This is a genomic window from Streptomyces sp. NPDC029169 (assembly GCF_055563935.1).
On the sequence record NZ_JBVHXA010000002.1, the window covers coordinates 89,511 to 100,959 of the forward strand.

The 11,449-nt window shown below is 69.1% G+C and carries 9 protein-coding genes; 2 read left to right on the top strand and 7 right to left on the bottom strand.

Features of this window, described 5'->3' with window-relative positions; translation table 11 throughout:
- Nucleotides 1-8 precede the first annotated feature (8 nt).
- Nucleotides 9-1,436, bottom strand: coding sequence for a hypothetical protein (locus tag ACZ4VI_RS04110; protein ID WP_467996421.1), 1,428 nt, complete (start codon nt 1,434-1,436; stop codon nt 9-11).
- Nucleotides 1,437-1,611: 175 nt separating this feature from the next.
- Between ACZ4VI_RS04110 and ACZ4VI_RS04115 the strand changes: the two genes are divergently transcribed.
- A complete protein-coding gene (locus tag ACZ4VI_RS04115; RefSeq protein ID WP_467996423.1) occupies nt 1,612-2,484 on the top strand; it encodes an RNA repair domain-containing protein in 873 nt (290 codons plus the stop codon).
- 12 nt (nt 2,485-2,496) lie between these two features.
- On the opposite strand, the gene ACZ4VI_RS04120 is transcribed toward ACZ4VI_RS04115, so the two are convergent.
- Nucleotides 2,497-3,510: a hypothetical protein gene (locus tag ACZ4VI_RS04120; protein ID WP_467996425.1), complete on the bottom strand. Its 1,014-nt coding sequence runs from the start codon at nt 3,508-3,510 to the stop codon at nt 2,497-2,499.
- 239 nt (nt 3,511-3,749) lie between these two features.
- Here ACZ4VI_RS04120 and ACZ4VI_RS04125 point away from each other — a divergent pair, with 239 nt between their 5' ends.
- Nucleotides 3,750-5,798: a PIG-L family deacetylase gene (locus ACZ4VI_RS04125; protein ID WP_467996427.1), complete on the top strand. Its 2,049-nt coding sequence runs from the start codon at nt 3,750-3,752 to the stop codon at nt 5,796-5,798.
- 143 nt (nt 5,799-5,941) lie between these two features.
- Here ACZ4VI_RS04125 and tuf read toward each other — a convergent pair whose 3' ends face one another.
- The 5 genes from tuf to ACZ4VI_RS04150 form a co-directional block, all read right to left on the bottom strand.
- Nucleotides 5,942-7,135, bottom strand: a complete 1,194-nt coding sequence (gene tuf / locus ACZ4VI_RS04130; RefSeq protein WP_467996429.1) for an elongation factor Tu — start codon at nt 7,133-7,135, stop codon at nt 5,942-5,944.
- A 149-nt stretch (nt 7,136-7,284) separates the two neighbouring features.
- Nucleotides 7,285-9,414 (bottom strand): elongation factor G, encoded by a 2,130-nt coding sequence (gene fusA / locus ACZ4VI_RS04135; protein WP_467996431.1) that lies wholly within the window; start codon nt 9,412-9,414, stop codon nt 7,285-7,287.
- A gap of 39 nt (nt 9,415-9,453) precedes the next feature.
- The gene (gene rpsG / locus ACZ4VI_RS04140; RefSeq protein WP_003966970.1) at nt 9,454-9,924 is read right to left on the bottom strand and encodes a 30S ribosomal protein S7; all 471 of its coding nucleotides are present in this window, start codon (nt 9,922-9,924) and stop codon (nt 9,454-9,456) included.
- A 2-nt stretch (nt 9,925-9,926) separates the two neighbouring features.
- A complete protein-coding gene (gene rpsL, locus ACZ4VI_RS04145) occupies nt 9,927-10,298 on the bottom strand; it encodes a 30S ribosomal protein S12 (RefSeq protein WP_003948652.1) in 372 nt (123 codons plus the stop codon).
- Between the two features lie 475 nt (nt 10,299-10,773).
- Nucleotides 10,774-11,226: a helix-turn-helix domain-containing protein gene (locus ACZ4VI_RS04150; protein WP_467996433.1), complete on the bottom strand. Its 453-nt coding sequence runs from the start codon at nt 11,224-11,226 to the stop codon at nt 10,774-10,776.
- Nucleotides 11,227-11,449: the final 223 nt, after the last annotated feature.

An 11,449-nucleotide genomic window follows, 5' to 3' on the forward strand; every position in this document is an offset into this window, starting at 1 on the left:
TCTGCCGCTCAGCCGGTGCAGCCGGGGACGGTGTCCGGCGGGGCACAGTTGTTCGGCTGGTTGCCCTGGACAACGGTGTCGTTCAGCGTGACCGTGCCGGACTCCTCGAAGATGCCGCCCCCGTCGTCGGCACGGTTGGCGGTGACGGTGCTGTGGTTCAGGGTCGTGGCACCGGTTTCGTTGAAGTGGCCCCCGCCCTTGGCGGTGCCGCCGTCCGGAGCCGTGACCGTGTTGTTGCTGATCCTCGACCGCTCGATCGTCATGGTGCCGCCCAGTGGGTTGGAGGTGCCGCCTCCCCGGGCGGTGCCGCCGCCAGGGGCGCTGGCGGTGTTGCCGTGAACGATGCTGTCGATCAGGGTGAAGTTGGCGAAGCGCCCGGTGCTGAGCCCGCCGCCCCGGGCGGTGCCGCCGTTCGGGGCGGTGGCGAGGTTGCCGGTGAGGCGGGTGCGGATCAGGGTGGTCGTGCGGGTGGTCGCGGTTCCGGCGCCGCCGGCGAAGCCGCCCGGAGAACTGCTGGTGTTGTCGCGGATGACGGAGTCGACCACGGTCATCTTGGCTGGGGGCCGTGCATTGTTGACCAGAGCGCCGCGCGCGATTCCGCCGGGGGCGCTGGTGTAGTTGTCGCTGATGACGGTGTGATCAATCGTGCTGTTGGCCCACGCGACCAAGCCTGCGGCCTCCGCTTGGCTGTTGGTGCCCTCGTGGACAACACGGGCGGTGTTGTGGTGCACGTGGCTGTGGTTGACCGTCAGCGGACCGTCAGCGGCGATTCCTCCGCCCGGGGTATTGGTGAGGGCGCTTCTTCCGGTGTACTCGACGGTGTTGCCGCTGACCTCGGTGTCGTTCACGGTGCCTGTGCCCTCGTTGTCGATGCCGCCGCCCTGGGCGAAGAGATCGGAGGTGGCGATGTTGTCGATCACCCGGCTCTTGTTCACCGTCATCGTGCCTGCATTGAGGAGGCCGCCACCGCAGGTCCCTTGCCCGGGAAAGAGGGGACAGTCCGTTGTCGTCGCCCTGCCGCCGCTGATGGTGGTCCTGTTGAGAGTCAGGGTGCCCGTGCGGTCCACGAAGAGGATGCGGAAGGCCGGGGCGGACGAGTCGCGCGTGATCGTCGCATCGTTGCCGTCGATGGTGATGTCGCTGGTGATGACCGGCAGACCGTTGGCGGCGTTGTCCTGGTCAGGCGCCGTCAGCCTGTAGGTGCACCTGCGGGCCAGGTGCAGGGTGTCGGCCTCCGGAGAGCCGTTGGCCTCCTTGATCGCCTCGATCAGGGCCGGGACCGAACACGGCACGTTCACCTCGGCGGCGTGGGCGAGCGGGGCCGGAAGCACCGCTCCGGCCAGGGCCGCCAGTCCGGCTGCGGCCGGCAGTCGGCCGGGCCGCCATCGCCGGGCACCGAGGACCGCACTCTGCGCTCGGACATAGTGCCAGGGCATCACGTGCTCCTCCTTCTGTACCGGAAGGCACCTCCCTCGGGCGCGCTCCGAGCTGCGACCCCGTCCTCCGCGGCGGCAGGCCGTCACTGTGGGAGCCGGAACCAGCCGATCACGGTCTCCTGCCGCCGGCTCCCTGACATGGCCCGTTCGAGCGAGCGGCACACAAGGAGCCGGAGTGAGGCACGCGCCGCGCGGGCAGTCGCCGGGCATGCATACGAGTGACGAGATCTACCACCGGGTGCTGTGGGATCCCCGCTTCGATCCCGAGCGCTTCGTGATGGGGATCGCCGAGCGCGGCGCGGGCGAGCCGACGCGGGTGGCGCTGGAGGACTTCGTGCCCGGTGGGGACATCCCCTGGCACCGGGTCGTGTTCTTCGAGGCCGACGGGGAGCTGGTCTGGGACCGGGCGAGCGGGGTCGACCGGCTCGACGAGACCGTGGCGGCGGAGGAGCCGCTCGTGCCGCCCGTGGAGGTCCTGGCCGTGCCCCCGACCAACCGCACCGCCGTCGCCTGGCTCCCGCCGCGCGAGCTCTGGCCGGCCATCCAGCACATCCGGCGCGCGCACGACCGCCAGATCCACCGCTGGCCGCCGCATGTCAACGTCCTCTTCGGGTTCGTCCCGGAGGCCGAATTCGAGCGGGCGGCGCCGCTCGTGGCGGCGGCGGTGAGCGAGACGCCGCCGTTCCGGGCCCGCCTCGAGGGCGTCCACTGGTTCGGCCACCGCGAGGACGCCACCGTGTGGCTCGACCCCTGCGCGGCCGGGGAACAGCCGTGGACCCGCCTGCGGGAGTCCCTGGAGTCCCGCTTCCCCCTCTGCGGCGGGCACGCCAGAGGCTTCACCCCCCACCTCTCCCTCGGCCGGAGCACCGACCCCCACGAGCTCGCCATCACCTCCGAGGCACTGCTCGGCTCGATGACCGCCCGGGTCCGGGAGCTGGTGCTCCTCTCCCGGCGCGAGGACGGACCGATGCGGGTACGGGCGACGGTCGCGCTCGGGACGGGCGAGGTGCGCTGGGCCGACGAGGCCGACGCCGAACGGCGTGCGTGACCACCGACCGCCTCACGTCCGAGAGGACGTTCCGCACTCCTGCTGCGGCAACGCACCCAGGTCCTGGCTGCGGTCGTACGGGTCCACAGCCGGGCCGCCCGAGTCCCCGGCGCCCGGGACGGTCATCAGGTCCTCGTCGAACTGGGGGTGGAAGAAACCGTCCGCGGGTCGCTCGCAGTCGTCGTTGCCGACGTTCGAGCTCCACTCGCTCACCGACAGCTTGCCCTTGGTCACCACGTACTTCTCGGGGTCGGGCAGCGCGAACGTGACCTGACGGCGTACGACCGTCCGCGCCACCTCGTCGGCGCCCGGCCGGGCCTTCACGACCGGGTAGACGAAGGTGAAGTCGGTGTGGATCAGGACCTCGTCGCGGTCCTCGCCCTTGCCCGCCTCCACGGTCATCCGGCCCCGGGTCTTCACCACGGAGCCGACGAGCCGGACCTCGGCCGGGCTGAACCGGCTGAACAGGAGGGTCGGGTCGTCCTCCTCGGTGGGCTTGGCCAGGCCCTTCTCCATACTCGAGCGGACGTCCGGCTGCTGCGGGTCGAGGAGCGCCAGCGCCTTGGCGGGCTTGTCGCCCTTGATCACAGCCGGGTCGAGGTTCGCCGCGACGAGGAACTCCTTCGTCGTCTTCAGCGCGGCGGCGACCTGGTCCTTCGACATCCAGCCGACGGCCTTCGCCTGCGGCAGCTGGATCCCGACCGCCCCGTCGGCCCACCGTTCCGCCGGCGATCCCTTGAAGGGCTCACTCGGCGTCGGCGTCTCGGCGAACGCCTGCGCGTCCGGCGCCTCGGTCGGGCGCGCGGTCTCGGCGGCGAGCGGGGTGGTGTCGGCGGGCTCCGCGCCGATGATGGCCTTGTCCATCAGCTCCGGTCGTACGACGAGCGTCACCAGACCGGCGACCACGAGGATCCCCAGGACCGCCTTCACGCGGCGCCCCACCGTGCGGTGGTCCTTGATCTCCCGCCACGCGGGCTCGGTGCTCCGTCTCCCTGGCTCCCCGCCGGACTGCTGCGTGTCGTTCATATTCCCCACCCCTTGATCGTGTTGTGCGGAGCGGAGACTCTCATGGGCCAGCGGCAGCGGAAGAGGCGGGTCCGGGGCTGTTGATCACTTTGTGATGCGCCGACTGTGCGCTCGCACGCAACCTTCACTCTCGAAAGCCCGTCTAGCCAGGCGCGGATCTCGGCCTCCACCCGGCCGTCCGCCGTCTTCAGGGACTTTCGGTGACCGGTGGGGACCGGTACGGCGTGGGGGAAGCAGCAGTGGACGACATATCCGAGCCCGGGACGGGTGCGCTCCGTCGACGCGGTGTTCTCGCGACAGCCGCCGCGATCGGGGCCGCCGCCCTCGCCGGGTGTTCCGTGCCCGCGCCGCGGCGTGCCGGGCCCGTCGCGGATCCGGCGCCCGGGGTGCCGATCGCGTCCACGCGTCGCGCGCAGCTGATGCAGTTCGTCGCGCACCCGGACGACGACCTGTACTTCATGAACCCGGACACCCACCGCATGCTCGACGCCGGTGTCCCCCTGGTCTCCGTCTACGTCACCGCCGGCGAGCACGTCGGCGTGAACCTGATCAAGGGCATGCCCAAGATCCCGCCCGACCGGGCCGCCTACTCCTCCTCGCGCCACCAGGGCCTGCGCCAGGCGTACGCGTCGATCCTCGGGCTCGACGCGTTCGCCCCCTGGCAGAAGGGCGTCACCACCCTCCACGGCGGACGGCAGGCCGAGATCAACACGCTCGTGCACGCCGGCCGCCGCGTCGAGCTGATCTTCCTCAACCTGCCCGAGCACGCCCCCCGGCGCTACATGGCCCTGTCCTCCCTCTGGCAGGACCGCGCGCTCGAACTGCGCACGCACCTCTCGGCCGGCTCCCCCGTCGACCGCTCCGACACGTACGACCACGACCAGCTCATCGACGTGCTCGTCGGCCTCCTCGACCGCTACCGGCCGACCGTCGTGCAGACCCTCGACCCCGACCCGGACATCCAGGTCAGCAGCGAGGCCGCCCGCAAGAGCGACGCCGAGCAGCCCGGCTACTCCGACCACGGCGCGCACACCGCCGTCGCCTGCTTCTCCTGGGCGGCGCTCATACGCTGGGTCGCCGAGGAGCAGAAGGGCCCGGGGCAGATACCCGCCTTCACGGCGACCGCCTTCCGCGGGTACTACGCCCGGCACTGGCCCAAGAACCTCCCCCCGCAGGTCCTCAAGGAGAAGGCGGGCCATCTCCTCAAGTACGGCGGCGACCCCGCCTGGGAGTGCGGCAACCCCTCCGGTTGCGGCGACTACGGCGTCGGCGGCGGGCGCCCCCTCAAGAACAGCAAGGGCTGGGTGCGGTCCACGCACCACCGCTGGCCCGGCGCCGGCCCGGCCGTCGTCGCCCGCCCCGACGGACGGCTCGACGCCTACGGTGTGCTGGGGCTGCGCGCGGTGCGCTGGCGGGAGACGGAGCGGGGCTCCGGACTGTGGGACGAACCGAAGGACCTGGGCGGCGGGCCGCTCGTGCCCGCACTCGGCTCGGCCACGCTCCCTGACGGCCGGGTCCTGCTGTTCGGCGTACGCTTCGCCGCGCTCGCCGGCCACGGCGGGCCGAACAAGCGGGAGGTCGTCCTCCTCGAGCAGCGCTCCCCCGACGGCCCGTTCCTCGCCTGGCAGGGCCTGGGCAACCCGGAGCGCAAGGACGACCGAGGCCGCCGGATCGGTGTGCCGGTGGCGGTCACCACACCCGACGGCCGGGTCCACCTCTTCGTACGCAATGCGGACAAGGGAGTGTCGACGCGGGTACGGAGCACCGACGGCACCTGGTCCCCGTGGCGGGCGCTCCCCGCCACCGAGGAGATCCAGGACGGCCTCCACGCCGTGGTCGATGCCCAAGGACGCGTCCACGTCCTCGGCGCCGGCCGGACGTCCGTCCAGCACTGGATCGACTCCGCCCCGGCCGCCCCGCTTCCCCTCGCGAGCGGCCCGGTCGCCGCCGTACCGGCGAAGGGCCGCACCGGGCTCGACGTGTACTACCGCCGGCCCGCCGCCAAGGAGCTGCTGTCGCAGCGCGGGAACGCGTCCTTCGACGGGTACGGCCCCGTCGCCGCGGCGGCCGACGCGGAAGGAACGGTTCTGCTCGGCCGCGACCTGCGGGGCCGGATCCAGCTGCGCAAGGGCGACCGGCTCTGGACCCGTACGCAGGGAGCGGCGGCCGTGCACGCGGCGGCCCTGCGGCTGCTGCCGGGCGGACCGGTCGCCGTCGGCCTGGGCGCGGACGCCCACCCGTGGGTGTGGCGCCCGGCGAAGCAGTCCGGGGCGACCTCGAATTCGTAAGAACTCGTAAGAACCCGTAAGAACTCGTCAGACTCATAAAGCCGGAACAACAAAGAAAAGGGCCCCCGCCCCGCCGCGAACGGCGGGCCGGGGGCCCTTTCATGACGCTCCGTCAGGAGCGGCACAGGTCAAGCGATCGACAATTACTTGTTGATCTTGACGACCTGGCCGGCGCCCACGGTCCGGCCACCCTCACGGATGGCGAACTTCAGGCCCTCCTCCATGGCGACGGGCTGGATCAGCTCGACGGTCATGGCGGTGTTGTCGCCCGGCATGACCATCTCGGTGCCCTCGGGGAGGGTCACGACGCCGGTCACGTCCGTGGTACGGAAGTAGAACTGCGGGCGGTAGTTGTTGAAGAACGGGGTGTGACGGCCACCCTCGTCCTTCGACAGGATGTAGGCCTGGGCCTCGAAGCTGGTGTGCGGCGTAACCGAACCCGGCTTGATGATGACCTGGCCGCGCTCGACGTCCTCGCGCTTGATGCCACGGAGGAGCAGACCGACGTTCTCACCGGCCTGGCCCTCGTCGAGCAGCTTGCGGAACATCTCGATGCCGGTGACCGTGGTGGTGGTCTTCTCCGGCTTGATGCCCACGATGTCGACGGTCTCGTTGACCTTGAGGACACCACGCTCGATACGACCGGTGACGACGGTGCCACGACCGGTGATCGTGAAGACGTCCTCGATCGGCATCAGGAACGGCTTGTCGACGTCACGCTCGGGCTGCGGGATCGCCTCGTCGACGGCGGCCATCAGGTTCAGGACCGACTGGCCCCACTCCTTGTCGCCCTCGAGCGCCTTGAGCGCCGAGACCTTGACGACCGGCAGGTCGTCGCCCGGGAACTCGTACTCGGAGAGGAGCTCACGCACCTCGAGCTCGACGAGCTCCAGGATCTCCTCGTCGTCCACCATGTCGGCCTTGTTCAGGGCGACGACGATGTACGGAACGCCGACCTGGCGGGCCAGGAGCACGTGCTCCTTGGTCTGCGGCATCGGGCCGTCCGTGGCGGCGACCACGAGGATGGCGCCGTCCATCTGCGCCGCACCCGTGATCATGTTCTTGATGTAGTCCGCGTGACCGGGGCAGTCGACGTGGGCGTAGTGACGCGACTCGGTCTGGTACTCGACGTGCGCGATGGAGATGGTGATACCGCGCTGGCGCTCCTCAGGAGCCTTGTCGATCTGGTCGAAGGCCGAGGCCTCGTTCAGGTCCGGGTACGCGTCGTGCAGCACCTTGGTAATGGCGGCCGTGAGGGTCGTCTTACCGTGGTCGATGTGACCGATGGTGCCGATGTTGACGTGCGGCTTAGTCCGCTCGAACTTCGCCTTCGCCACTGGGGTCCTCCTGTGGAGTGGTTCTGTACGCCTTACTCATCGGCGCCAGGTGATCTTTGCTGGGATGCCGTCCGCCGGGGGCTCATTCCTCGGGTTGAGGGCCGAGCCCCGGCGTACGGTGTCAAGCCTAAAGCGTGCACTCGGGTGAGTTATTCGCCCTTGGCCTTCGCGATGATCTCCTCGGCGACGTTCCGGGGAACCTCGGCGTAGGAGTCGAACTGCATCGAGTAGCTTGCGCGACCCGAGGTCTTGCTGCGGAGGTCTCCGACGTAGCCGAACATCTCCGAGAGGGGCACGAGGCCCTTCACGACGCGAGCGCCGCTGCGCTCCTCCATGGCCTGAATCTGACCACGGCGGGAGTTGATGTCACCGATGACCTCACCCATGTAGTCCTCGGGCGTGACGACCTCAACGGCCATCATCGGCTCAAGGATGACGGGGGAAGCCTTGCGCGCGGCCTCCTTGAAGGCCTGCGAACCGGCGATCTTGAAGGCGAGCTCGGAGGAGTCGACCTCGTGGTAGGCACCGTCGAGAAGAATGACGCGGACGCCAGTCATCTCGTAGCCGGCCAGGATGCCGAACTGCATGGCCTCCTGCGCACCGGCGTCGACCGAAGGGATGTACTCCTTCGGGATGCGGCCACCGGTGACCTTGTTCACGAACTCGTACGAGGCGTCGCCGCCCTCGATGGGCTCGATCGCGATCTGCACCTTGGCGAACTGACCGGTACCACCGGTCTGCTTCTTGTGGGTGAAGTCCACGCGCTCGACGGCCTTGCGGATCGTCTCACGGTACGCGACCTGCGGCTTACCGACGTTCGCCTCGACCTTGAACTCGCGACGCATACGGTCGACGAGGATGTCGAGGTGAAGCTCGCCCATACCACCGATGATGGTCTGGCCGGTCTCCTCGTCCGAGTGGACCTGGAAGGAGGGGTCCTCCTCCGCGAGACGCTGGATGGCGACACCCAGCTTCTCCTGGTCACCCTTGGACTTGGGCTCGATCGCGACCTGAATGACCGGCGCCGGGAAGTCCATGGACTCCAGGATGACCGGGTTCTTCTCGTCGCACAGCGTCTCACCGGTGGTGGTCTGCTTCAGGCCCATGACGGCGACGATGTCGCCGGCGCCCACCGAGTCGATCTCCTCACGCTTGTTCGCGTGCATGCGGTAGATCTTGCCGATGCGCTCCTTCTTGCCCTTGACGGAGTTCAGCACCGAGGTGCCGGCCTCCAGGCGACCGGAGTAGATCCGGACGAAGGTGAGCTTGCCGAGGTGCGGGTCGCTCGCGATCTTGAACGCGAGGGCCGACAGCGGCTCCTGGTCGGACGGCTTGCGCTTGACGACCGTCTCCGCGTCCTTGACGTCGTGGCCCTCGATGGCCTCGACGTCCAGGGGGGAGGGGAGGTAGCGCACGACCGCGTCGAGCAGGGGCTGAACACCCTTGTTCTTGAACGCGGTGCCACAGAAGACGGGGGTGATCGTCTTCTCGCCGCCACCCTTGCCGGAGGCAATGGTGATACGACGGATCGCGGCGTACAGCTGCTCCTCGGTGGGCTCCTGGCCCTCGAGGAAGAGCTCCATGATCTCTTCGTCGTTCTCGGCGACGGTCTCGACCAGCTTGCCGCGCCACTCTTCAGCGGCCTCGGTGTGCGTGGCCGGGATGTCGACGACGTCGTACATCTCGCCCTTGGTCGCCTCGGCGGACCAGACCAGAGCCTTCATGCGGACGAGGTCCACAACACCCTGGAAGTCCATCTCGGAACCGATGGGGAGCTGCATGACGATCGGGACGGCGCCGAGGCGGTCCACGATCATGTCGACGCAGCGGTGGAACTCGGCACCCGTACGGTCGAGCTTGTTGACGAAGCAGATACGCGGCACGCCGTAGCGGTCCGCCTGACGCCAGACAGTCTCGGACTGGGGCTCGACACCGGCGACGCCGTCGAACACCGTCACGGCACCGTCGAGCACGCGGAGCGAACGCTCCACCTCGACGGTGAAGTCGACGTGGCCCGGGGTGTCGATGATGTTGATGGTGTGGTCGACGTCCTCGAGCGGCCAGTGGCAGGTCGTCGCGGCGGACGTGATCGTGATGCCGCGCTCCTGCTCCTGCTCCATCCAGTCCATCGTGGCAGCGCCGTCGTGGACTTCACCGATCTTGTACGAAACGCCGGTGTAGAACAGGATCCGCTCGGTGGTGGTCGTCTTGCCCGCGTCGATGTGAGCCATGATGCCGATGTTGCGCACCTTGGCAAGGTCAAGCGAAGTGGTAGCCATATCGGCTCAGTCTTCTCTCGGTCTCGATGTGGGTTGCGACTACCAGCGGTAGTGCGCGAAGGCCTTGTTGGACTCGGCCATCTTGTGCGTGTCCTCACGCTTCTTGACCGAAGCACCGAGGCCGTTGGAGGCGTCGAGGAGCTCGTTCATGAGGCGCTCGGTCATGGTCTTCTCGCGGCGGGCGCGGGAGTAACCCACGAGCCAGCGCAGAGCGAGGGTGGAGGCGCGACCGGGCTTGACCTCGATCGGCACCTGGTAGGTGGCGCCACCGACACGGCGGGACTTGACCTCGAGAGACGGCTTCACGTTCTCGAGGGCGCGCTTCAGCGTGATGACCGGGTCGTTGCCGGTCTTCTCGCGGAGGCCTTCCATGGCACCGTAGACGATGCGCTCGGCGGTGGAGCGCTTGCCGTCCAGCAGGATCTTGTTGATCAGCGAGGTGACAAGAGGAGAGCTGTAGACCGGGTCGATGATGACCGGGCGCTTCGGGGCGGGGCCCTTACGAGGCATTCTTACTTCTCCTTCTTGGCGCCGTAGCGGCTGCGAGCCTGCTTACGGTTCTTGACGCCCTGCGTGTCGAGGGAACCGCGGATGATCTTGTAACGAACACCCGGCAGGTCCTTCACACGGCCACCACGCACGAGCACGATGGAGTGCTCCTGCAGGTTGTGACCCTCACCCGGGATGTAGGCCGTGACCTCGATACCCGAGGTCAGACGCACACGCGCGACCTTACGGAGGGCCGAGTTCGGCTTCTTCGGGGTGGTCGTGAACACACGCGTGCAGACGCCGCGACGCTGAGGGGAACCCTCGAGTGCGGGCGTCTTGTTCTTCTCGACCTTGTCCTGCCGGCCCTTCCGGACCAGCTGCTGGATCGTAGGCACTACTTCTCCGGTTTCTGTGTGCCGTCGTAAAACTAACCTGGAACACTGCGCCGACCCACGCGGTCGGGTGTGTCGAATACTGCGGACCTCCGCCGAGGGCGGAAAAGGCGCAGATTGCGGTGGCCAATGACGGACTCGCCATGCGGTTGAGGACACGCACACGAGCCCAGGCACACCCCAGGCACAAGGTCTGAGCGTACCTATCGCATGGACTCCGGTCAAAACAAACTCCCACGCGTACGGGGGCCCGGCCGACGTGGGAGAACACCGACGGGGCCGGGGCGCGCGGGAACGGGCGTCGCGGGCGGAGCCGGGTGGCGCCGGGAGAGGCGCCGCGGGCGGAGCCTGGGTGCGCCGGAACGGGCGTCGACCGCGGAGCCGGGTCTGCCCTAACGGGCGCCGCGGGTCGGGGTCTTGGCGCGCGGCGGCGGGCCCGCGGCACCCCCGCGGCGGTCCGTCGCGCGCCCCGCGTCGGTCAGTCGCGGGCCGCGCGGCGCGGGTCCGGGGTGTCGTCGGCGTCCGGCTCCTCGGCCTCCGCCGGCTCCAGGAACTGGTTCACCACCTTGATGAAGACGCCGAGCCTTTCGTCGGGGACGCCGAGCCAGCGCGCGAAGTCCTCCATGGTCGGCTGCCAGTCGTTCGGCGGGAGAAGATCCGCAGCCATGGGCAGCTCCTCCGGGGTCACCCGGCCCGACCGGATCAGCATGTCGCGCACGGACACGCCGAGCAGCGGGGCGATCCGCCGCATGGTCTCCAGGTCGGGCATGCTCTGCCGCTGCAGTAGCCGCGTCACGGCGGCACGGTGCACCCCGGCCTCGTCCGCGATCCGGGACTTCCCGCCGCCGCGCGGGCTGTCGATGTCGTAGCCGCGCTCTCTCATCAGGCCTTCGACCCAGCCTGCGAACTCGTCCAGCCCACGAGTGGTCATGTACCGCTCCTCACTCCTCCAGGCGCCACACTCTAGCGTGCTTGCGCGCACGGAATTACGTGCTTTCGGGCACGCAACCGTGTCGAATCCGTAAAGGTGTCTCCACATTCTTGTTGCGCGCCCGCACGCAACATGCGAGTCTGGCGCTCGCCGCCGCCCGCATCGGCCTCCTGAGCCCCAGGGACCTCACTGGCCCCGCGGGACGCATTGGCCCCGGAGTCTG